This window comes from Psychrobacter pulmonis, from assembly GCF_904846465.1.
GTDB classification, from domain to species: domain Bacteria; phylum Pseudomonadota; class Gammaproteobacteria; order Pseudomonadales; family Moraxellaceae; genus Psychrobacter; species Psychrobacter faecalis.
Window position 1 is genome coordinate 302,338 of sequence record NZ_CAJHAT010000003.1, and the last position, 22,279, is coordinate 324,616.

Consider the following 22,279-nt stretch of genomic DNA (forward strand, 5'->3'; position numbering starts at 1 on the left):
ATATTATTTTTACAGACGCTTAAAAAATAGCTCAATAAAAAAGCTCAATCAGTAATCACTGGCTGAGCTTTTTAAATTGAAGAGTCTGCTTTTAATAGCGGCAAGCGGAGCTGCTACTGGCATGATTAAAGCCCCATTTGCGATAACCATCGGTATCAAGATGAATAGCACCGGTAGAATACAGTCCTAAACCAAAGTTATGCGACTGCCCTTGATATTGCCAAAACTCGCAGAGACTATCTTGCATGCGACTTAGCTGCCATAAATTGCCTTCATATTCAGGCACCCAGATATCCATCGCGCCTGCGGTCATGTGCTTACTCGCACTCGCCCCGCCCGCGCAATTATTTAACCCCGGACTGCGATATACTGAACGTATCTCGGTACTGGCAGGTAAAATACCTTGGCGTTTTAGCTGACTATAAAGCTGCAAGGTCGGTACAATATTTGCCCATAACTCCTGCGGTGGTAGCTGATAAGGCTCATAACCACATTTATCCCAACTACGAGCGGTCGTCAACAGCTGAGATAAGGGCGGTACATTTCTTGCGCCGACGCGTGAGCTTAAATATTGTTGATAATTGGCCACTTGGCTTGCGCGGTAACTATTACTATTTAACCATACATTAAAATCCATACTGGTAAAATCGTTATAATTACTATTTCCAAAGTTATTATTACCGCTGCTATAACGTGGCGTTCCTCTATTGGTAATGACGCGTTTGTTTTCTTCTATCGATACTGCGCTATCGAAGTTAAACTCGCGCTGTTTTTGTTGAATCAGCCCTTGCATACTGTCGCCGCTAATACCATTTGACCGACGAGCGCCTTCACTCAAGATGGTTGCGCCGCCGCTATAGCTATTGCTTTGACTGCCATAACTGCTAGCGGGTGTGATATAAGCATTGCCACTATTATTGTTCGTACCACTGCCATGACGGATTTGGATGCGGCGCTCACTATTATCACTTATAATAGCGGCGTGCACAGAAATACTGTTGGCACAAATACCTAGGACGATAATAGGCTTATAAATGTGCCTATAAATAAATTTTTTTGTCTTTATCATTACCAGAAACTACCGCTAAAAACGTTTTATCGATACTATCAAATTTTAAGCAAGCAAGCTAAACTATCGCAGCGAATTGATGGTCACTGATTCGTTATTAACACTTATCCTTATAATGTTCATATTGTCGTTACTTTATTACGGATAAATTAGGGTTTTGCTACCAAATTCTTAATTAAGCTGCCCGATAAACATTTTGCCCTCGCTGATTGCTTACTTATCGTTTGTCAAAGCAGACTTTTCTTTCACGCCAATTATCAGTCACATATCACCTATGTCTTCTAACCTCCAGTACCGTTTTTCTCGTCAAAGCCATCACTTTGGTCGAGGTCGTGCGCCGACGCTTTGGCAACGTATCCATATTGATCCGTGGCTGACCTTATTGCTATTGACCGTTTGTTGCATTGGCTTGACGATTTTATATAGCGCAGCAAGCCAAGACACTGATATGGTCATCCGCCAAGTCATTAGTTATGGCGTGGCATTTACGGTGATGTTTACTATGGCGCAGATACCGCCTAGCCTTTATCGTACCTTTACGCCCATATTTTATGTATTGGGGCTGATATTGTTGGTGTTGGTCGATATCATTGGCGAGGTGCGTATGGGTGCGCAGCGCTGGATTAACTTACCTGGTTTTGGTAGCGTTCAACCTTCAGAGTTTATGAAGCTTGGTATGCCAATGATGTGTGCGTGGTTTTTATCCAAACGTGACTTACCGCCTTCATTATCAAGTATTGCCATCACCTTAGCGTTAATTGTCGTGCCGGTATTATTAATCGCCAAAGAGCCTGACCTTGGTACTTCCTTGCTGGTCGCAGCCAGTGGCATTTTTGTATTGTTTTTAGCGGGTCTATCATGGCGCTTGATTGCTAGTGCGGCAGCATTAGCCGTGCCATTGGTGGCATTTGCTTGGAACTTTTTATTACACGACTACCAACGTACGCGCGTTTTAACGCTATTCAATCCTGAAGCTGACGTCCAAGGTGCTGGATGGAATATCATTCAGTCCAAAACCGCCATTGGCGCGGGCGGTTTGACCGGTAAAGGCTATTTAGAAGGCACGCAGTCGCATCTACATTTTTTACCAGAAGGTCATACTGACTTTATTATTGCTGCCTTTTCCGAAGAGTTCGGTCTGCTTGGCGTGATATTGTTGATGTTTATATATGCTTGCCTGCTTATGCGTGCTTTATATATCGCATTTTCGCACCCTGATGTTTATAGTCGATTGCTGGCAGGTGCACTTGCGATGTCTTTTTTCGTATATATTTTTGTCAATGTCGGCATGGTTGGCGGCATCTTACCCGTTGTTGGGGTACCTTTACCTTTTATCAGTTATGGCGGTACTGCTATCGTGACGTTAATGGCAGGTTTTGGCCTACTAATGTCAATTCATACTCACAAATCCAGCTAAGCCATAGCAGGTATTATTTACAATCTATTCACCTGTAAAGTTCATCTTTAATAACCAATATTACATTCGATAATCACGATAAACTTGGGTTTAAATGTCTATATAACTCCCTTATATAGACAGGGTTAAAATGGTACGTTAACAAATTTGCCTAGAAACTGAAGCAAAATGTGCTTGGCTAAGTAATCTAATGTAATAGCGAAATTGCTCAAATTAAATGAATATCTACTTTTTTAAGCTTTTCTTATTTGTCATTAATTCTCCATAAATTACTATTAAAACCTTAACTTTCTTGCTTTAGAAATAACCATAAGTTGTTGTTATTTATAGCTATTATTCTTCTTATGTTTTGGCAAAACCCAGATGAAGCCCTATTAGTGACCGATTAGTACTGTTAGGTTTTATTCCTTGTTTTTTACAAATAATTGCGTTACCCTCCTTTTATTGTAGTTTGATACACAACGCGTACATAGCTACTAAGAAAGATATCATTTAATTATATTGCAGTTGTAGCTCGTCCGTATAGTTAGCAAATTGTAGATTTTGGGCTTGCAAAGTCAGTACTTAATTAACGGTTTAATAACAAAGTAATACGCAACATACTTTAAACCCTTTATTAACTTAGCAATGCAAAAAAGTCCTTTATCGATTGGTGCAACCTTACTTTGGTTGTTTGATTACTATTGTTAACTATCATTTGAGCGTGTCATAAGTGGGTTTTGCGAGTCGTATATAACGATAATTCCCGAGCCACTTATGATGATATAAATGAAAATTACCATATGTTAGAGCTTATAAAAGCCCATATTTACTATCATCGTGATAAAACAGATAGATGATAGAGCGGCTTTCGAGTTTGCGGCACTGTTAGAGTGGTCTAATATTGTCTCGCTCCCTCTAAGAGGTTTTAGAGTTAGGTTCTAATGTATACGCTATAGAGGTATTTATGAATAAGCGTTTATCTGGTTTACTTACAATGTCAGCCGTTTTATTTGCTGGCTCTGCAATCGCTACTAATGCAAATGCTGTAGAATCAAAAACCTCCCTTGCAACGATTTCGCAAGATAACGCCTCCCGTATTGACCGTGTGCTCGGTGAACTTAGTCGTCAACATGACGGCGCATCAAGCTTAGTTAAGTCTGCTCGTCAGCCCACTTCATTAGCGCTTAGCAGCCCATTACTCGCCAGCGACACTGCCCAAGTATCCAATGATGCAGATGTTTTAGAGCGCTTAACGGCAGTCGCTTCTAATTCTGTAAGCAAATTTAAACAAACTGGTTTGGCTTCTTGGTACGGTCGTCAGTTTCATGGCCGCAAAACTGCCAGTGGCGAAACCTTTGACATGAATGGTTTAACCGCTGCTCACCGCTCGTTACCCTTGAACTGCTACGTTAAAGTTACCAATAAAACCAATGGCAAAAGCGTCGTCGTTAAAGTAAACGATCGTGGTCCATTCCATGGTAACCGTGTGTTGGATTTATCTTACGGTGCTGCCAAGCAACTTGGTATTACCAATAAAGGTGTGGGTAACGTCTCTATTGAGCGTGTTTCAGGCCCCTCTTCTTAAACCATTAACGTTTTAGACCATTCGCGGTTTAAACCTTTAACGGTTTTTTATCGAAAAAACTGCTTAACGTTAGTTGTAAAAAAAGCGCCTAACTCATTTAAAGTTAGGCGCTTTTTCGTTTTTAACGTTTGACGCTAAATAGTTAACATGGTATAGCTTTTAAAACTATAACTCAAATGCGCTTTCAATCGCATCATCGAGACGCTCAACCGCGATGACATTGATACCCTTAAACTGCGGCGCATCTTTGGCAGGCGCATTGGCTTTAGGAATAATTGCGTGTTTAAAGCCGTGTTTCATCGCCTCCTTTAGGCGCTCTTGTCCGTTAGGAACCGGTCGAATCTCTCCTGATAAGCCGACTTCACCAAAAACGGCAAGTGATGAGGGTAAAGGCTTTTCTTTGATACTAGAAGCACAAGCCAATAGTACGGCCAAATCAGACCCGGTTTCAATCACCTTAACGCCGCCAACGACGTTTACATACACATCTTGTCCGCTGGTATGGATACCGCCGTGACGATGCATGACCGCAAGCAGCATTGATAGGCGCTGAAAATCGAGCCCTAAAGCCATACGTCTTGGTGAACCTTGTGAGTCATCAACCAAGGCTTGCACTTCAACCAGCAGGGGTCTAGTACCTTCACGGCTTACCATCACCACAGAACCCGCTACGGGCTTATCATAACGGCTTAAGAATATCGCTGAGGGATTGGCGACTTCTTTGAGTCCCATATCGGTCATGCCAAAAATGCCCAGCTCATTAACTGCACCAAAACGGTTTTTTACCGCGCGAATCATACGAAAGCGTGAATCGGACTGACCTTCAAAATATAAAACCGTATCAACCATGTGTTCGAGGACACGTGGTCCTGCCAGCGTCCCTTCTTTGGTCACATGCCCGACTAAAAATAGTGCCGTGCCAGTTTGCTTCGCATAACGGGTCAAAATAGCTGCCGACTCACGAATTTGACTAACGCCGCCTGGGGCAGAATTAATGGCATCGGTATAAATAGTCTGAATCGAGTCAATAATAGCAATCGCCGGCTGCTCTTGGGTTAAAGCCGCACAAATGGTTTCAACATTGGTCTCCGCGAGCACACGTAATCTATCCGCTGGCAAATCTAAACGCTTGGCGCGCATCGCCACTTGGGCGAGCGACTCTTCACCCGTCACATACAGCGCGCTACCTGCCAATGAATCAGCCTTTGCCATATTGGTCGCAGTTTGCAGCAAAATCGTAGATTTACCGATTCCTGGGTCACCGCCGATCAAAACGACCGAACCGGCCACCAGTCCGCCGCCCAACACTCGATCAAACTCACTAATGCCAGTGGGCAGGCGTGTATCTAGTGTCACGCTTACCGCATTGAGTGGCATGACCGCACTGTGCGTACCCGAATAATTGCCAGCAGGTGCACCCGCACTACGAGAAACCGCTCGGCTAGCATTCGCTTTTGCGCTACTCTTATTATGGTGCGGCATACTGACATTTGGTGCTTCTACCAAACTGTTCCATTCACCGCAGTCTGTACACTGCCCCGCCCATTTGCCAAAATGCGCCCCGCACTGTTGACAGACATAACTGCTTTTATTTTTTGCCATAACGTATGAACCTTATTGAACTGGTCAATCGAAAGTAATAAATCGCGAATAATAAATAGAATTCTAGAATGCTCTATACGAGCTTAAGTGTAAGACTAAGAGAAAGAATGAACGTGCCTTTTTTAATAACCAGGCATTAGATTATGAGAGATAGATAGCAATTTATAGTGGGCATGGATGTTAAGAGAAAATAGACAAATATTCGTTACACCCTACAATGATAAGATATTTGGCTAATGATTCAAACAAGGCTTTATACAGGCTCACCTCTACTAAATAGCGAAGTGCTTATACGCGAAAGTCTTTACCAAGATAGACAGATTTTACCAAATCATTCTCTAACACTTCACATGACGTCCCTTCCGCAATGATGGCGCCTTCTGAAACGATATAGGCTTTTTCGCAAATGGCGAGGGTATCGCGCACGTTATGGTCGGTGATGAGTACACCAATACCGCGATTTTTTAGGGTTAAAATAACATCTTTAATATCACTAACAGAGATAGGGTCAACACCAGCAAACGGCTCATCTAATAGGATAAATTTTGGATTGGCCGCCAAAGCACGCGCAATCTCGCAGCGGCGGCGCTCACCGCCTGAGACACTCATACCCAATGATTTGCGTACATGTTCTAAATGGAACTCGCCGATCAACTTTTCAAGCTCTTGACGCTGCTCAGCGGCACTTAACTCTTTACGAGTTTGCAGAATGGCTAAGATATTATCTTCAATGGATAATTTACGAAAAATAGAAGCTTCTTGCGGCAAATAGCCAATACCAGCACGCGCGCGCTCATGCATGGCATATTTTGATAAATCCATTTTTCCTAAGGTAACGCGGCCCTTATCCATATTGACCAGTCCGACCACCATATAAAAGCTAGTAGTTTTGCCCGCGCCATTTGGTCCTAATAATCCAACAACTTGCCCTTGCTCAACAGAAAATGATACATCCTTTACCACCCAGCGTTTGCCGTAGCGTTTGCCCAAATTTTGCATTGTTAAACGGGCGACAGGCTCGGAGCTATTGGTTGCCGCTACAGAACCATTATTAAGCTCGTTGCTATGAATTTCATTAGTCTTAACAACATTGTTTTTAATATCGCTCATCACTTACCTGTCAATTACTGTTAAAGTTGCAAAGTTTTTAGTATTACTATCGCTTACTTTTATATTAAAAATACTGTGCTTAGCGTATGCTGCTTCGGTTACTACCGCTATTAGGCGGGAAGACCAATTCTACGCGCTGACTGCCACCAGCAGTTGCTTCTACATCGCCAGCTTTTAAGCTATAACGAATGACATTACCGGCAAAACTGGCGCCATTTTGTACCAATTTTGCATTACCCGTGAGCGTCACGATACCCGTGACCGCATTATAATCAATCTTATTGGCCTGCCCTTTTGCCAAGCCCTTTTCTTGCGTCACTACCTGCTGCATAGTGGCTGGACGGCCGGTGGCGACTGCCGAGTTGATACTACGGCCTTGCGAGAGGTTGACCGTAATATCATCGGCGGTCATTTTGAACGTACCCTGCGTAATCACGACAGTGCCTGAATAGCTGGTGATACCTGTACGTTCACTATAAGTAGCCTTATCCGCCAACAGCTTAATAGGCTGATTGGCATCTGATGGCAAGGCATGGCTGTATAACGGCAATGCTAACAACATTAGCATCGGTAGCGTTCGTAAACCGTGTGTTACTTGGATAGAGCGTGTCGATAGCAAGCGTAAAGTAGGCAAAAAAGTAGATTTCATAAAAGTTACTCGTATCATTATGGGTAGTGGCGTTTGCAAACTTCCTGCTAGGTGCTGCTGTTAAAATAAAGCTTTATCTTGGCGTTTCGCGGGCGTAAATGCAACCGCGACTTGACCAAATTCATAGTCCCCAGTTTCAAGGTTGGCTTTCATGCTTGACGCCTCGAAGCGGTTCATCCCTTGTTCGACTTTTACTGGCGCATCACTATAGACTTGACCTGTTTTGGTATTGCCTTTTAAGGTAGTGCCCATGACTTTAATCGGCTCAATATCAGACTCGCCCGCTTTGCCTTCGCTAACTAAAGTAAAACCACCTGATAAGCTCATCTCACCTGTCTGTTGACTGATGGCAGCGCTGCCCGCTTCAACGCGGTAACGCTGCTCGTCTGATGGCTCCCAATTCATGGTGATGCCTTTCATCTCATCTTTATTGGTCACAGGATTATGGGTCAAGGATTCTGCACTTAGTTCGTACTCGGTCTCACCTTTTTCATTGGTCTGTACCGCCTTAATGTCAGTGGCTTCATAATCCACATCCGTCGGTTCCATACTAACGGGCGGCGTGATCTCCCCTTGCTGTTTGAAGAACCAGCCAGCAATCACAGCAATAATTAATGCCAGAACGATTAAAACACGAGTATTCACGATAAGTTATCCTCAGGTTTCGCTGCATCAAGCGTATAGTGCGCGATAAAATCTTGATAGTGACCATGACCTTTTAAAATAAGATCACATATTTCCCGTACTGCGCCGGTACCACCTGCGCGGGTGGTCACCATATCACTGCGCTTTATCACCTCTTGATGGGCATTTGGGACAGTGGCCGCAAAACCTACCGTTTGCATCGCTTTAATATCTGGTAAGTCATCGCCCATATAAGCACAATCAGCAGCGGTGATATTAAGCTCAGCATCAAGCGTCGCTAATAGCTCATTCAACGCAATCAGCTTATCATCACGACCTTGGACGATATAATTGACACCCATTTCAGCAGCACGCTTGTCCACCATAGGACTGCTACGACCAGTAATAATAGCGGTCAAAATACCATAGCGCGCCAACGATTTGACACCGACACCGTCCTGTACCGAAAAGGCTTTGGTTTCAGTACCGTTGGCATCATAAATAATTTGACCGTTTGACAAGATACCATCAACATCCATGACCAATAACTTTACTTGTCCGGCTTTTTTTATTAAGTCTTGCATCAATTTTCTCTTATTAATAATTTTATTATGAGACGTATTCTTATTAAACACTCTTTTATTAAGGCTTTTTTAATATGTTACTTCTTAATTGCGCCAATTATTAATACATTGTTTATTAAAATAGGGCTACTTAACACCGGCTTGTAATAAGTCATGTACCGTAATAATGGCCTCCAAACGCTGTTCCTCATCGATGATCAGCAGCTGGCTAATACCATTTTCATTCATCACACTTAAAGCATCGGACGCGCGCATATCCTTACTGACGCGGCGTGGATTACTGACCATCAGCTCACGCATCGTGGTTTGCAAATCAATGCCTTTTTCTAAGCCGCGGCGCAAATCACCATCGGTAAATACGCCGACGACTTTTTGTTCGTCATCAGTCACTACTGTCATACCTAGACGCCCAGAAGACATGGTCAATAAAGCGTCTTGTAGCGGTGCTTGTTGATTAATAAGCGGTAAATTTTCTGAATTGGTATGCATTAAATCTTCGACCCGCGTCAGCAACTGGCGTCCTAAGGCGCCTGCAGGATGCGATAAGGCAAAGTCTTCTGAAGTAAAATTACGTGCATGTACCAAAGCCACAGCCAACGCATCGCCCAATGCCAAGGTCGCTGTGGTACTAGAAGTCGGGGCAAGGTTGAGCGGGCAAGCTTCTTGTGATTTACCAAGCGTCAAAATGATATCCGCCGCTCGTGGTAGCATACCGCGTTTGTCTCGACTAATACTAATCAGGGGAATATTTAGACGCTTAACCACGGGCAGCAGCATTCTAATTTCATCTGACTCGCCCGAGTTTGAGATAGCCAGTAGGACATCGCCCTGCACCAACATCCCCAAATCGCCATGCCCCGCTTCCCCAGGATGCATAAAAAACGCTGGCGTGCCCGTAGAAGCAAAAGTCGCGGCTATCTTACGACCAATCAGACCCGATTTGCCCATGCCCGTCACCACCACACGCCCTTTGCAGGCTAGGATAATATCGCAGGCTTGAGCAAATCTATCATCGATTTGTTCCGTTAACAATGCTAGCGCTGCCATCTCCGTATGAATTGCTTCGATAGCAGTGCTAATAAATTGTTGATGGGTCAGGTCGCGGTGCGGATTACTCATACGTTAGCTCTATATTTTCGATGAATCAATGAAACATTTTACTATACTATGGCTGATATTAATAATATAGGGCAAGACGTCGCTTTCATCATTGCCTTCTTACTAAGCAGTGTAAATAGTCGCTTGCACAGCCATGATTATACGTCTATTTATACAAAAAAAACCCACTATAATTAATAGTAGGTCTTAATCAGCTATACAACATTTTAATAACATACTTTCAATCAAATACACACCAGATAGCGTTATTTATTGATTGCTATCGTCTATATCATCGTTTGATTTGTTTTCAAACATAGCATTGTCTGAAGAATTGTCGAAGCCACGATCTTGACCAAAGCCGCCGCGCTCAAATCCGCGCTCTTGACCTTGACCAAAGCTGCCACGCTCAAAACCACGATCTTGGCCTTGACCAAAACCGCCACGATTAAAGCCACTACGATTGGCAAAGCCACGCTCTTCAAAACCGCCACCACCAGCAAGGTTACTACCACGCTCAAACCCACTACTCATACCACCTTGGTAACCAGCAGGTGCACCCGTTGAGGTTTGCGTACCCGTACCAGTAGTCGTGCTGCTTCTAGGATTACGGGCGGGCACGACTGTTGAAATGGCATGCTTATAAACCATTTGACTCACTGTATTTTTTAACAGCACCACATATTGATCAAATGATTCAATTTGACCTTGCAGCTTAATACCATTAACTAAAAAAATAGAAACCGGAATGCGATCTTTGCGCAACGAGTTCAAAAACGGGTCTTGTAAAGTTTGTCCTTTTGACATGACATCTCTCCTAAATATTATATAATTATTTTTAGTGCCAATTATTATAAGTATTGCTTTAATTATAATGGCTAAGGGCAGATACAATAATAAGTTTTATTTATAAAACGTATCTAAATAAGCACTAATTCTTGTTAAATAATTTCACTTTACCGTGAATACGTTATTATTGTAAATAATTAAGTAACCGCTTATTTTTTAAGACTTCCTACCAACAAAAGTTAATTAACGACCGTTCAAAAAGCAATGATACCGATATAATTCACACTATTTTGCTATGATTTAAATTATAGCAGTTATCCAACCTTTATTTTGAAACTAATTGTCATTATTTTTTACGGGGCTAATTAACGCGCTTTATATGATTTGGTTTTAGTATAAATACTCTCTTACTTGGGTCATAGTAGCAAACGTTTTTATTTTGATATCACCGCGCATAAGCTTGTCATCGTTTTCATTTAGCTTTGTTGCAGTATTTGACGCATTATCAGGCAAATTGGGCAACTGAGTAAGTTTGCGCAGCCAAGTATATTGACGCTTCGCCAGCTGTCTGGTCGCATATAATGCCTTATTTTGCATTTTCTGACAAGCAAGTGCCTCGGTTTGAGCGCTGAGCGTCAATGGCTGATCGAGCGCTTGAGTAGTGGTGTCTTGTGGTCGTTTACTTGCACTCGCCGCTTCTACTTCTAAAAAGGCGTCATAAAATTGCGCTTTATCCAAGTGCGGCTGTTTAAATATTGGATGCTTAATATGGACTAGGTATTCTAATACTTGCCGATAACCGACGCAGCGCATAGAGGGTAAGTTTGGTGTCAAAGGGTACTGCTCAAGCAATCTAATCACTTCCGCCACTAGCCCGTCATGCCACATTATATCTAAACGTTGCTCGATACGCTGATGTAGCCATGAACGTTCTGGCATCACCGCCAGCGCATGCCATTGCTGATTGGGATTATGCGCCAAGGCATGTTTGGGCTTTTGCTGCCAGTCACTGATGGGTATATTGGTTTGCAGATAAACTTCAACCGCGCGCGTGATACGCTGAGTATCGGTCGCATTAAGACGCTCGTGGCTTATCGGATCTATTTTTCCTAGATAATCATATAGTGCACCAAGACCTTCGTCTTGCCGCCACTGCTCCACACGCGCGCGCACGTCATCATCACTGTCAGGCACGGGCGATAACCCATCAATAAGCGCCATGTAATACATCATAGTACCGCCAACGAGCAAAGGTATTTTACCTTTCTTATGACAGCTATCAATTAAACGTGCAACATCATTAACGAATTCAGCGACACTATAGCTTTGCATCGGGTCAATGATATCAACCAAATAATGCGGATAACGTGCCAACTCTGCAGCGGTTGGTTTGGCTGTACCGATATTCATATCACGATATATCAATGCTGAATCGACCGAAATCAGCTCATAACGCCCAGTATCGTATAGCTCATACGCTAGAGCTGTCTTGCCACTCGCCGTCGGTGCCATCAAGCACACCACGCTATTATCTGCCAAATTGGGATTGAGGCGATAAGATGAGCTAGCAGACGAGATTTGCATAGGATTACCTTTATTTTTTATAGGACTACTAAAACGTGTCCTCACTCTAATCAATGGACATCTAAATGGCTGTAGATGATAGCATCAACGCGATTAAACGCTGGTTATTTATAGACTTAAAAGCATGTTTAGCAAGTAAGTCTTCGATATCTGCGTTAAATGCCCATAAATCTTCTGTAGACATTTTTGTGGCTAAGTCAGTAAGCTGCTGATTGACAGCATTCGCATCATTAAATGAAACCTGCTCTCTAAATATATCCGACTCAAACAATAAGCTTAATTGCGCCTGCCATATTTCAGCGCCAATCAGAAAAAATTGGCTGCAACTATAAAACAGCAACCATGGTAGCGTTTTCTCACTGACACTTTTAATTGCATCTAAATCATGACCCGTATTTAAAATAACCTCCAAACAATATGGTAAAGGAGCATTTTTTACCGATAGATTTTGTGACGTATTGGCCGTGCTTATTAATGTGCTACCCCGATTTATATTTTCAGTAAAAGTAGCCTGTTCTGATGATTGCGCAGCATCGGTATTTTCTGACAACTGATACGATTGTTTGGGCGCTTGCACTTGTTGGGTTTTGGTTGAATGATTGGTTAAATGAGTAGCCGATGACGTCTGTTGCCTTTTAGCAGCGAAGGCGTTATTGATAGATAGATGATTATCTAATACCTGACTACTTTCATCAGCGGAATTGATGGTCTGATTGATGTTCTGTTTGGTAGCAACCGCTTTAAGCTTTGCTTGAATCGCATGACTAAGATGCGCCATGATGTTATTTAGCGGGCTGATTTTGATACGCTGTTTGGACGGATGGACATTGATATTGAGCCAATCAGTTGGCAGATCAAAATAAAGCGCGTAGCCAATACCTGCTAACTGCGCACTTTGGGCAAGTTGACGCAGCTGATTGCTAATCAATGCTTCTTTTACCAATCGCCCATTCACATAAATTAATTTTGGAAAGGTACTTTGAGAGTCATTGCTAAGCCATAACCAACCGTTGATGTTCGCTTGACCAGCAAAGTTATTATTCACATAGTCTTTAGGCAATTGCATCAAACTGGTAAGGTCGATGGATATTTCTAAGGCGTTGTCCGTTAATGGTAACCCAGTCGCTTGCTCAAGACGTGATAAAGGCAGACGATGAGCGTTATTGTTGCTGCTATTGGTATTATCGTTATCATTTGCAGACATTGCTCTTGAAGACAGCGATAACCGCTTTTTATTGTCATGAAACAAGGTTAGCGCCACATCTGCACGCGCCAAAGCCACTTCGCGGACAATGGTTTCGATATGACCGAACTCGGTCGCAATAGATTTTAAGTTGCCGCGGCGTGCGGGCACATTAAAGTATAAATCCTTGACGGTAATGGTCGTGCCGCGTTGATGCACGACTGGCAGCAATTTTGGCACCTCGTCCAATACACCGGCAACTTGCAACTGGCGACCAATCCCACTGTCGTCATGACTACTGGTTAAAGTCAAACGAGAAACTGCCGCAGTCGCTGCTAACGCTTCACCGCGAAATCCCAGTGTGGTAATACCATGCAAATTAGCCACATCGGCCACTTTACTGGTTGCATGGCGAGTAATGGCCATGACCATATCATCAGGATGAATACCCGTGCCGTTATCCAGCACTTCAATCATACCCATGCCGCCTTGGGTAATACGTATCTCAATATTGCTCGCGCCAGCGTCTATCGCGTTTTCAAGCAGCTCTTTGACCACAGCGGCAGGACGCGTCACCACCTCGCCCGCTGCCAATTGATTGATAAGCAGCGGCGATAGTTTTTTGATGCGGCTATTGGAGGGATTATCTGGCATTAGTGAGCGTCATACTTTTATAAAACCTCAGAGGCTGTGATGCGGTTTAACCTAAAGGTTAAGAGAAGACAAATCTAAGCCTTGCGCTTGACCCGCCTTCGATAGTCTCAGCTCAACCTGACGCGCTTCTTTATCATTATCATCGCGATCGGCTTGCGTCATATCAATAAACAAACTCGGCGGTGGTAAATAGCTGTTCGCACGGCTGGCCCATTCAATAATAACTAAGGCATTTGCTTCATCCAAATATTCATCGAAACCAATAAAGGATAGCTCTTCTGGGTCTTGCAGACGGTATAAATCTGCATGATAAACAGGTTTAATTGAACCATCTTTTTGCTCAATACTATAAGGCTCGACCAAGGTATAAGTTGGGCTTTTGACCGCACCTGTATGGCCGAGCGCCTGCAACCAATAACGCGTCAAGGTGGTTTTACCAGCGCCTAGATCACCCGACAGCCAAACACTACCCGATAAGGGCAACGCTGCCAATTGCACCGCCAAGCGCTGGGTATCTGCTTCAGAATGCAGCGTCAAGGTTTTCACATGTTGGTCTTGTTTTATATTATTAGGCATCAAACTTACCTTTCCTTACTTGCGTCTGTACTTGCATAGTCACGGCTGGATTGATAAAGCTTTCACCGCGAATCAATTTGGCATATAGCTCGGGGTCATGCCATTCTGCCTTCACTTGCTCACTAAATTCAAAGTCTTCTAGATGAAGCTCACCCATTTGCGCGTTTGCAACATCGTCTGCAAAGCACTGTGCGTAACCGGTTGCGGTTTCGTGGGCAATTACCGAGTAAACGCTGACATCAGATTCACCGTTTTGCATTTGGGTTTGTTTGAGAATTTCTTGTGCCCAAAAGAAGATAACGCGTGAGAACTGCTCTGCTGACGGCGATACCGGCAAACTGATCCAGCGCGCGCTGAATTTTTTACAGGCGATGATATATTCAGGGTCGTCTTTATTCCAAAAGCAAATCGCATGATCAAAGCTATCAATAATGTCTTTAATAGACGTTTTTAATAGACCAAAATCATACACCATTTGCCCATGGTCTAATCGCTTAGCTTCAAGAATCAGCTCAATCTGATAGCTATGACCATGAATAGAATGTTTGCAGCGCTCAGAGCTACAATTACGCACGATATGCGCATTTTCAAATTTGAACAGTTTACGAATACGCATAATAATTGACCAAAACAGTAAGCTTTACTGTGTTAAACATGAATATTATAAGGGTTTACCGCGACGACACATCGGCGTGCGGCTCATTATAGCAAATCGTAATGACTGCGTAAGTAGTCACTTACTAATAGCAATATTGGCAAAACCCATTCACTAATGACGTGGTGCAAACATAATAATTGCCATGCCTAAGAGCGCGACAATAGAACCCAATATGTCCCACGTGGTTGGTCTGATGCCGTTCACCGTCCACAGCCAAATAATAGCCATCGAAATATAAACACCGCCGTAAGCAGCATAAACGCGACCAGTGGCGGTGGGATGTAAGGACAGCAGCCAAACAAAAGCGACCAAACTGAGCGCACCTGGAACCAGCAGCCAAATCGACTTACCTTCTCGCAACCATAAATAAGGCAAATAACAACCGATAATTTCAGCCAGTGCGGTCAGCGCAAACAGTCCAACGGTTTTTAATTCAGTCAAACCAACCACTCCTAAACCGTGATAAATCCTGTCATATACTGCACAGCATTACCAGAAATTAGCACCCTATCGCCTGCAACGACGCAGTTTAAAATACCGCCTCGTTTTGATGCTTGATAAGCTATTAATTCATCTTTACCCAAACGCTCTGCCCACAGTGGTGCAAGCCCCGTATGAACCGAACCCGTCACTGGGTCTTCATCGCCACCATTGGCAGGCCAAAAATAACGTGAAATAAAATCGTAATCCTTATAGTCAGCGGAGGTGGCCTGACAGGTGACCACCACATTTAACGGCGCGAGTTGTTTTAATTGCTCGTTATCACGCGTTACGTTTAAGACATCGGCTTCAGCATTATAAATCACAAAATAGGCTTGAGTGTTTTTATAAACTTCGACTGGTGCAACAGACAATCCTGCCAACAAGCTATCGGGAATATCTTTAACCTTTTCCGGCTTAGTATTAGGAAAATCCATTTGTATTTTGCCATCGTCTGTTTGCACGATAGTTAAAACACCAACCGCTTTGGCGTAAAATCTAATAGATTCTAAACTAGGATTTTTGTCAAATAACACAAAAGCAGAAGCTAAAGTCGCATGTCCGCAAAAAGCAATCTCAGACAATGGTGAAAACCAGCGGATATGATAAATGCCGTCATCACTAAGAACAATAAAGGCCGTCTCAGATAAATTGTTCTCAAAGGCAATCGATTGCATCAAATCATCACTTAACCAATTATCTGTAATGATAACCGCCGCTGAATTGCCCTTAAAAACCGTATCCGTAAAAGCATCAATGACATTGATTTCTAGCTGCATTTTATGTTCTCGCTGTTATTTTTTATAACTTCATGGTTTTATGGTTTTATGGTTTTATGGTTTTATGAGTTTACCGCCAATATCAATCAACGATAAATAGCTTAGCGCCTGTCTTCGTTGACGAACGATGTGCAATCGTATTGTCCGCTACTTGATAAGTCATACCGGCTGTTAAGGTAAAAGTACGCCCATCCTTTAACTCAGTGTTTAGCTCGCCCTCAATACAAAACAAAATATGTCCTTTATCGCACCAGTGATCGGCAAGGTAGCCTGCAGAATACTCAACCATATGCACATTAATAGAATCAAATTCACGAGTCTTCCAATATCCTGTGCCCGTTTCGCCTTTGATTTCTACTGTTTCTACTGTCGTCCAGTCGGTAGTAGCAAAAGGTATGTTTTTCATTTCCATGACGTCATCTTCCTGATTTAATCGATCATTTATGCATAATAATTCTCTTTACTTACTATACCTCAAATCCAGCGCCGCACTTTATTTAGATATGCTTGATAAGTTTTACCAAATTTTCGTGCCATCATTTCCTCTTCTGGCTGTATCTGAAAGCGTGTCATATAAAGTATAAAAACGGGCAATAACACAAACGACAGAAAGTGCGACAGATAGAATGCCCAGCCTAATAAGATAAGCACCAAGCCTAAATACATCGGATTGCGACTATATCGATATATGCCACTGGTTACTAAACTAGATACTTTCTCAAGCGCCTGCGGATTGGGTGTGGTCTGCGCCTTTCTAAATTGCGTCACACCCATGACACCTAAGCTCATTCCGATCACACCCAAACCCACTGCCAGTGCAGTTGAGCCGTTGAGTGAGAACGTCAAAGCAGGAACCATTTTAGAGACGCCATACATGGCAGCTGCCGTAATAATGACTTGTGCTACTGGTGGTACTTTAAGCGCTAGAGCGTTCATGGTTGCACCTTATATATGACTAAACAACGAATTTAAATAACGAACCTAAACCATTCATTATCTATTATAACTGCTAACTATTTGTGTGTTTATTTTTCTACTTGCGCCTGTATCTAGCAACTGCACATTTCACACCGCTATCATTGGTATTCTCCATATTATAAAACTTTATTCATACTAGAATTGGCGCCTATATTACTTCTAGAAGGTTATAATTGTCCTCTGTTTAATTTTTAGTCTTTATTACGGTAAAGGAATTGCTCCTAACACTGTCGTTGAATTTAATGAGGAAGTTAGCGTCATGATGCGTATCGGATTGTTTTTATTAACCAACTTAGCGGTGATTGTGGTATTTAGCATCGTGTTTGGTATTTTGTCCAGATTTTTTGGGATTGGTGGCGTACATGGCGCAGGCGGGCTAAATTACACCAGCCTTGCCATTATGTGCGGTATATACGGCATGGTTGGCTCGATGGTTTCGCTATTTATCTCAAAGTGGATGGCCAAAAGATCAACGGGGACGGTGGTTATTGAAACGCCAAGCAACGCCACGGAACAATGGCTGGTAGATACCGTCGCTAAGCAAGCACGAGCGGTAAATATTGGCATGCCAGAAGTGGGGATATTTAATAATTCCCAGCCAAACGCGTTTGCAACTGGCTGGAATAAAAATAAAGCGTTGGTCGCGGTTTCATCTGGTCTGTTGCAAAATATGAATCAAGATGAAGTAGAAGCGGTATTGGCGCATGAGATCGGTCACGTGGCCAATGGTGATATGGTAACGCTTGCGCTTATCCAAGGCGTGGTAAACGCCTTTGTGATGTTCTTTGCGCGTATTATCGGCAGCTTCGTCGACCGTACTGTCTTTAAAAATACCAGTGATAGCCCCGGCATTGGCTACTTTGTGACGAGTATTGTGATGGATATTTTGCTTGGATTTTTGGCGTCTGCCATCGTTATGTGGTTCTCACGTCTGCGTGAATTCCGTGCTGATGAGATGGGTGCTAAGCTTGCTAGCAAAGACAAGATGATTAGTGCGCTTGATGCCTTGCGTCCTTCTGCACAGCGTCCAGACCAAATGCCAGAGAGCATGAAGGCATTTGCAATCTCGTCTGGACAATCTACTGGCTTTAGTATCGCTAACCTTTTCCGCTCACACCCAACGCTTGATGATCGTATTGCGGCGTTGAGGAAGTATAATCCTCGGGAAGCATAGTAAAAAGTGTGATGATTTGTTTAGGTCGTAGGGTGCGCCCCGCCCAGTTTAGTAGATAATAGCGGACGGCAGGATCAGCTCCCTCTACCTTCCCGTAAAGTCACACTACAACCAAACATAAAAAAAGCCTATCTTTAAAAGATAGGCTTTTTATTAGATAAACTTACTGACTAAATATCGAACTCTAATGCTCTATCGCCTTCGCTATCTTTGATACGCGTTGGCAAACCAATCTCATTTAGCAAGTTGATAAATGGCTTGGCATCAAGTTCTTCAACGTTGACCATTTTGCCTGCATCCCACTCGCCAGTCGCCACCAACATTGCAGCAGCAACAGGTGGCACGCCAGCGGTATAAGAGATACCTTGGCTACCAACTTCGTTATAAGCGTCTTTATGATCAGAGATATTATAAATAAACACCTCGCTATCAACGCCATTAATCTTGCCTTTAACCTTATCCCCGATACAAGTCTTACCCGTATAATTGGGCGCTAATGAGCTTGGATCCGGCAGTACGGCTTTGACCACCTTAAGCGGAATCACTTCTTGCCCTTCAGCAGTCATCACCGGCTGCTCGGACAATAGACCTAGGTTTTGGAGCACAGTAAACACATTGATATAATGCTCACCAAAGCCCATCCAAAAGCGGATATTTGGCACATCTAGGTTAGCCGATAAAGAATGAATCTCGTCATGACCACTTAGGTAACTGTTTTGCTCGCCAACGACTGGCAAATCATCGGTACGTTTGACTTCAAACATCTTATTCGACTGCCACTTACTGTCTTGCCAAGAATAAACCGTACCAGTGAACTCACGGAAATTAATCTCAGGGTCAAAGTTGGTGGCAAAATACTTACCGTGGCTGCCAGCGTTGATATCGATAATATCGATATCCGTCACCGAGCCTGCATCCATCATGTCATAGCCAAGACGCGCATAGGCATTGACCACACCAGGATCAAATCCAGCACCCAAAATTGCCGTGATGTTCTTGTCAGCACAGCGCTGTTTACGCTGCCATTCATAGTTGTCATACCATGGCGGCGTCTCACAAATCTTGCGCGGATCCTCATGAATGGCGGTATCAATATAAGCCGCGCCCGTTTCAATACAAGCCTCTAAAACGGTCATATTGACAAATGCCGAACCGACATTGATAACGATTTGAATACCCGTCTCTTCAATCAGCTGTATCAGCGCTTGCGTATCCATCGCATCGACTTGATGGGTATGTAATACCGCAGGCAGCTTAAAGCTATTCTTTTCTTTGACATTTTGGGCGATGGCATCACATTTATCTTGCGTGCGTGAGGCAATATGAATCTCGCCGAGCACATCGTTATGCATCGCACATTTATGCGCGACCACTTGCGCCACACCGCCTGCACCGATGATGAGCACGTCTTTTTTGTTAGGGTTGGTTTGATTTGTGTTCAATGAACAATCCTCCTTTGTGTCCCTGTCGATACCATCGATGGTGGCGAGTCAAAACAGAAACGAGTGAATGATATGCGTGAATTAAAAAGGAAGACCGAGGAAAACCCACGCACCCGTCGGGCAAAGCAGTATTTGGCTACTTGCTTTTGCCCGCGGCGATTATAACAATTTTTACCCACCTTTCGGCAATAATTAATCGATAAGATGACATCTAATTCTATTACTCAAATACCATCACCGTCATCTTAATAGCAAAATTAAGACAAGCTGGCCTTATAATCTTGATAATCAAACTCACGCTGCACATGTATCGACCCATCTAAACGGCGGATAACGATTGCAGGCATACCCACACCATTAAACCAGTTTTTCTTGACCATGGTATAACCGGCAGCATTTCCAAACGCAATGGTATCGCCAATTTTCAAATTACTCGGTAAGGCGTACTCACCAAAAATATCGCCTGCCAAACAAGAACGACCGTAAATAATAGTGTTGTCTGCAGCGCCCTCTTTTTGATCTTTATTTACCGGCATCATATCTATTGATTCTTCATTAATGGACACAATGGGAGCAGACTCGCGATAAATGAGCAAATCAAGCATATGCGCTTCGATAGAGGCATCGACGACGGCAAGATTTTTTTCATTGTGCATAGTGTCTAAGACGGTTGTCACTAATGAGCCAGCGCCGTGAATGCTCGCTTCACCCGGCTCAAGATAGACTTGCACGCCATATTTTTCGCTAAAGCCTTTTAATCTATCAGCCAGTTTTTCGAGTGGATAATCAGGCGCGATAAAGTGAATACCACCGCCCAAGCTCACCCATTCAAGCTGCGCCAGCACCTCACCAAACCTGTTTTCGATATCGGCTAAGCTTGCGCTAAATGCCTCAAAACTATCGTTTTCACAGTTGTTATGAATCATGACGCCAGTGATATCAGCAAGTACGGCGGTAATCTTATCTTTATCATGCTCACCCAAACGGCTAAAGGGACGCGCTGGATCAGCAATAATAAAGGACGAGTTGCTGGTTTTTGGATTTAAGCGTAGCCCTACTGGAATATTCTGAGCAGCAGCTTTACCTTTAAATGCATTCAATTGCGAGATAGAATTAAAAATAATTTTATCGGCATAGCTTAATACTTCGTCAATTTCATCTGCGCTATAAGCAACGCTATAAGCATGGGTCTCTTTTTTATTATCACTGCCTTTACCTTTACCAAAGGTCTCATAGCCCAACCGCACTTCATTCAATGAAGACGAGGTTGTACCATGCAAATAAGGCTGCATGACATCAAACACGCCCCAAGTGGCAAAACATTTGAGCGCGAGCAAGGCTTTGGCGCCAGATAGCTCGCACAGACGCGCGATAATCTGCATATTGGCAACGATTGCCGCTTCATCAAGCAGATAATAGGGCGTTGCAGGCAAGGATGAGTGACTGGTTTGTAACGGTAAGTTTGTATTCATAAGAGGTTACCTAATAGCTGCGGTCGGTATCATGACAGACCTAAATAATTGCGCTATAGTAGACTAAATCCATCATAAATAGAATATCTTATGGCACTCTCGACCGATTATTCTACGGCTAAAAACCCAGCCAATCTATCCCAGCTAGATCCACAAAACATCAGCTTAGAACATCTTGCTGCGGATGCGCGTGCGGTATTGGATTTTTGGTTCGATAAAGACAATGAGCAGTACTGGTTTGCGCAAAATGATGCTTTTGATAAACAGATAAAAGACAAATTTTATAATATTTGGCAGGCAGCAAAACAGGGTGAATGCGTGTCGTGGCGTATCGCAGATGCAGCGACTGATAGCAATAGCTCAGTCACGGCGCTAGCAGGACGCTTGGCAGAAATTATTGTGTTAGATCAGTTTTCGCGTAATTTATGCCGTGAGCAAGCGTGCGCTTTTGCCCAAGATGGCATGGCACTAGCATTGGCACAAGAAGCCATTGGACAACCATATTTTGATACGCTGCCAGCGCAGTGGCGGAAATTTATTATCATGCCATTTATGCATTCTGAATCGGCCATGATTCATGAGCGCTATCTGCCGCTGTTTAAGCAATTAAATGATGCAACAACCTTAGAGTTTGAAGAGCGTCATAAAGAGATTATCGATAAATTTGGACGCTATCCACATCGTAACGACACGTTGGATCGTGAAACGACTGACGAAGAAGAAGCGTTTTTAAAGCAGCCGAACTCATCGTTCTAAGTATTTTTGGGACTTTGAAGATTTCTGTTGTTAA

At 43.3% G+C, this 22,279-nt stretch carries 22 protein-coding genes; 4 read left to right on the forward strand and 18 right to left on the reverse strand.

From position 1 onward, the window contains the following. Nucleotides 1–91: 91 nt before the first annotated feature. Nucleotides 92–1,069, reverse strand: a complete 978-nt coding sequence (locus JMX70_RS07610) for a D-Ala-D-Ala carboxypeptidase family metallohydrolase (RefSeq protein ID WP_201590931.1) — start codon at nt 1,067–1,069, stop codon at nt 92–94. A 274-nt stretch (nt 1,070–1,343) separates the two neighbouring features. Here JMX70_RS07610 and rodA point away from each other — a divergent pair, with 274 nt between their 5' ends. Next, nucleotides 1,344–2,486: a rod shape-determining protein RodA gene (rodA, locus tag JMX70_RS07615; RefSeq protein WP_201590934.1), complete on the forward strand. Its 1,143-nt coding sequence runs from the start codon at nt 1,344–1,346 to the stop codon at nt 2,484–2,486. Nucleotides 2,487–3,432: 946 nt separating this feature from the next. Beyond that, nucleotides 3,433–4,053: a septal ring lytic transglycosylase RlpA family protein gene (locus JMX70_RS07620; protein WP_201590937.1), complete on the forward strand. Its 621-nt coding sequence runs from the start codon at nt 3,433–3,435 to the stop codon at nt 4,051–4,053. Between the two features lie 165 nt (nt 4,054–4,218). Here the strand turns inward: JMX70_RS07620 and radA are convergent, their stop codons facing one another. The 15 genes from radA to JMX70_RS07695 form a co-directional block, all read right to left on the reverse strand. Then, a complete protein-coding gene (gene radA / locus JMX70_RS07625) occupies nt 4,219–5,655 on the reverse strand; it encodes a DNA repair protein RadA (protein ID WP_068404223.1) in 1,437 nt (478 codons plus the stop codon). 288 nt (nt 5,656–5,943) lie between these two features. Beyond that, on the reverse strand, nt 5,944–6,654 hold the full coding sequence (lptB, locus tag JMX70_RS07630) for an LPS export ABC transporter ATP-binding protein (RefSeq protein ID WP_190295467.1): 711 nt from the start codon (nt 6,652–6,654) through the stop codon (nt 5,944–5,946). Nucleotides 6,655–6,844: 190 nt separating this feature from the next. Continuing rightward, the gene (gene lptA, locus JMX70_RS07635; RefSeq protein WP_180952567.1) at nt 6,845–7,333 is read right to left on the reverse strand and encodes a lipopolysaccharide transport periplasmic protein LptA; all 489 of its coding nucleotides are present in this window, start codon (nt 7,331–7,333) and stop codon (nt 6,845–6,847) included. A 141-nt stretch (nt 7,334–7,474) separates the two neighbouring features. Beyond that, entirely contained in the window at nt 7,475–8,059 is a 585-nt protein-coding gene (gene lptC, locus JMX70_RS07640) for an LPS export ABC transporter periplasmic protein LptC (RefSeq protein WP_068404219.1), read from the reverse strand. After that, a complete protein-coding gene (locus JMX70_RS07645; protein ID WP_201590940.1) occupies nt 8,056–8,622 on the reverse strand; it encodes a KdsC family phosphatase in 567 nt (188 codons plus the stop codon). The genes lptC and JMX70_RS07645 overlap by 4 nt, the downstream gene beginning before the upstream one ends. A gap of 126 nt (nt 8,623–8,748) precedes the next feature. After that, entirely contained in the window at nt 8,749–9,741 is a 993-nt protein-coding gene (locus JMX70_RS07650) for a KpsF/GutQ family sugar-phosphate isomerase (RefSeq protein WP_201590943.1), read from the reverse strand. Between the two features lie 249 nt (nt 9,742–9,990). After that, nucleotides 9,991–10,527, reverse strand: coding sequence for an RNA chaperone Hfq (hfq, locus tag JMX70_RS07655; RefSeq protein ID WP_144296269.1), 537 nt, complete (start codon nt 10,525–10,527; stop codon nt 9,991–9,993). Nucleotides 10,528–10,899: 372 nt separating this feature from the next. Further along, nucleotides 10,900–12,093 (reverse strand): tRNA (adenosine(37)-N6)-dimethylallyltransferase MiaA, encoded by a 1,194-nt coding sequence (gene miaA / locus JMX70_RS07660; RefSeq protein WP_201590946.1) that lies wholly within the window; start codon nt 12,091–12,093, stop codon nt 10,900–10,902. Between the two features lie 61 nt (nt 12,094–12,154). Beyond that, nucleotides 12,155–13,930, reverse strand: a complete 1,776-nt coding sequence (mutL, locus tag JMX70_RS07665; RefSeq protein WP_201590949.1) for a DNA mismatch repair endonuclease MutL — start codon at nt 13,928–13,930, stop codon at nt 12,155–12,157. A 51-nt stretch (nt 13,931–13,981) separates the two neighbouring features. Then, entirely contained in the window at nt 13,982–14,506 is a 525-nt protein-coding gene (tsaE, locus tag JMX70_RS07670) for a tRNA (adenosine(37)-N6)-threonylcarbamoyltransferase complex ATPase subunit type 1 TsaE (protein WP_201590952.1), read from the reverse strand. Further along, complete coding sequence (locus JMX70_RS07675; RefSeq protein ID WP_201590955.1) at nt 14,499–15,122, reverse strand: 6-pyruvoyl trahydropterin synthase family protein; 624 nt, start codon at nt 15,120–15,122, stop codon at nt 14,499–14,501. Before JMX70_RS07675 ends, tsaE begins: the two co-directional genes overlap by 8 nt. A gap of 153 nt (nt 15,123–15,275) precedes the next feature. Next, nucleotides 15,276–15,605, reverse strand: coding sequence for a YnfA family protein (locus JMX70_RS07680; RefSeq protein ID WP_201590958.1), 330 nt, complete (start codon nt 15,603–15,605; stop codon nt 15,276–15,278). Nucleotides 15,606–15,616: 11 nt separating this feature from the next. After that, on the reverse strand, nt 15,617–16,423 hold the full coding sequence (locus JMX70_RS07685) for a PhzF family phenazine biosynthesis protein (protein WP_201590960.1): 807 nt from the start codon (nt 16,421–16,423) through the stop codon (nt 15,617–15,619). An 82-nt stretch (nt 16,424–16,505) separates the two neighbouring features. Then, nucleotides 16,506–16,835 carry a DHCW motif cupin fold protein gene (locus JMX70_RS07690; protein WP_201590962.1) on the reverse strand — a complete coding sequence of 110 codons (330 nt, stop codon included), beginning with the start codon at nt 16,833–16,835 and terminating at the stop codon, nt 16,506–16,508. A gap of 62 nt (nt 16,836–16,897) precedes the next feature. Further along, complete coding sequence (locus tag JMX70_RS07695) at nt 16,898–17,359, reverse strand: methyltransferase family protein (RefSeq protein ID WP_201590964.1); 462 nt, start codon at nt 17,357–17,359, stop codon at nt 16,898–16,900. Between the two features lie 301 nt (nt 17,360–17,660). Here JMX70_RS07695 and htpX point away from each other — a divergent pair, with 301 nt between their 5' ends. Further along, a complete protein-coding gene (gene htpX / locus JMX70_RS07700) occupies nt 17,661–18,575 on the forward strand; it encodes a protease HtpX (protein ID WP_201565256.1) in 915 nt (304 codons plus the stop codon). A gap of 170 nt (nt 18,576–18,745) precedes the next feature. Here htpX and JMX70_RS07705 read toward each other — a convergent pair whose 3' ends face one another. After that, a complete protein-coding gene (locus JMX70_RS07705; protein WP_201590966.1) occupies nt 18,746–20,017 on the reverse strand; it encodes a saccharopine dehydrogenase family protein in 1,272 nt (423 codons plus the stop codon). A gap of 257 nt (nt 20,018–20,274) precedes the next feature. Continuing rightward, complete coding sequence (locus JMX70_RS07710; protein ID WP_193031533.1) at nt 20,275–21,489, reverse strand: carboxynorspermidine decarboxylase; 1,215 nt, start codon at nt 21,487–21,489, stop codon at nt 20,275–20,277. Between the two features lie 90 nt (nt 21,490–21,579). Here JMX70_RS07710 and JMX70_RS07715 point away from each other — a divergent pair, with 90 nt between their 5' ends. Next, nucleotides 21,580–22,245: a DUF924 family protein gene (locus JMX70_RS07715; protein WP_144296281.1), complete on the forward strand. Its 666-nt coding sequence runs from the start codon at nt 21,580–21,582 to the stop codon at nt 22,243–22,245. The last annotated feature ends 34 nt before the right edge of the window (nt 22,246–22,279 follow it).

What these genes read in the sequence shown, in the direction of transcription:
- JMX70_RS07710 (WP_193031533.1), bottom strand. Translation starts at nt 21,489, where the DNA reads ATGAATACAAACTTACCGTTACAAACCAGTCACTCATCCTTGCCTGCA.
- lptB (WP_190295467.1), bottom strand. Translation starts at nt 6,654, where the DNA reads ATGCAAAATTTGGGCAAACGCTACGGCAAACGCTGGGTGGTAAAGGAT.
- tsaE (WP_201590952.1), bottom strand. Translation starts at nt 14,506, where the DNA reads ATGCCTAATAATATAAAACAAGACCAACATGTGAAAACCTTGACGCTG.
- JMX70_RS07715 (WP_144296281.1), top strand. Translation starts at nt 21,580, where the DNA reads ATGGCACTCTCGACCGATTATTCTACGGCTAAAAACCCAGCCAATCTA.
- lptA (WP_180952567.1), bottom strand. Translation starts at nt 7,333, where the DNA reads ATGCTAATGTTGTTAGCATTGCCGTTATACAGCCATGCCTTGCCATCA.
- JMX70_RS07675 (WP_201590955.1), bottom strand. Translation starts at nt 15,122, where the DNA reads ATGCGTATTCGTAAACTGTTCAAATTTGAAAATGCGCATATCGTGCGT.
- JMX70_RS07645 (WP_201590940.1), bottom strand. Translation starts at nt 8,622, where the DNA reads ATGCAAGACTTAATAAAAAAAGCCGGACAAGTAAAGTTATTGGTCATG.
- mutL (WP_201590949.1), bottom strand. Translation starts at nt 13,930, where the DNA reads ATGCCAGATAATCCCTCCAATAGCCGCATCAAAAAACTATCGCCGCTG.
- JMX70_RS07690 (WP_201590962.1), bottom strand. Translation starts at nt 16,835, where the DNA reads ATGGAAATGAAAAACATACCTTTTGCTACTACCGACTGGACGACAGTA.
- JMX70_RS07610 (WP_201590931.1), bottom strand. Translation starts at nt 1,069, where the DNA reads ATGATAAAGACAAAAAAATTTATTTATAGGCACATTTATAAGCCTATT.
- JMX70_RS07695 (WP_201590964.1), bottom strand. Translation starts at nt 17,359, where the DNA reads ATGAACGCTCTAGCGCTTAAAGTACCACCAGTAGCACAAGTCATTATT.
- JMX70_RS07650 (WP_201590943.1), bottom strand. Translation starts at nt 9,741, where the DNA reads ATGAGTAATCCGCACCGCGACCTGACCCATCAACAATTTATTAGCACT.
- JMX70_RS07685 (WP_201590960.1), bottom strand. Translation starts at nt 16,423, where the DNA reads ATGCAGCTAGAAATCAATGTCATTGATGCTTTTACGGATACGGTTTTT.
- htpX (WP_201565256.1), top strand. Translation starts at nt 17,661, where the DNA reads ATGATGCGTATCGGATTGTTTTTATTAACCAACTTAGCGGTGATTGTG.
- radA (WP_068404223.1), bottom strand. Translation starts at nt 5,655, where the DNA reads ATGGCAAAAAATAAAAGCAGTTATGTCTGTCAACAGTGCGGGGCGCAT.
- JMX70_RS07620 (WP_201590937.1), top strand. Translation starts at nt 3,433, where the DNA reads ATGAATAAGCGTTTATCTGGTTTACTTACAATGTCAGCCGTTTTATTT.
- miaA (WP_201590946.1), bottom strand. Translation starts at nt 12,093, where the DNA reads ATGCAAATCTCGTCTGCTAGCTCATCTTATCGCCTCAATCCCAATTTG.
- hfq (WP_144296269.1), bottom strand. Translation starts at nt 10,527, where the DNA reads ATGTCAAAAGGACAAACTTTACAAGACCCGTTTTTGAACTCGTTGCGC.
- rodA (WP_201590934.1), top strand. Translation starts at nt 1,344, where the DNA reads ATGTCTTCTAACCTCCAGTACCGTTTTTCTCGTCAAAGCCATCACTTT.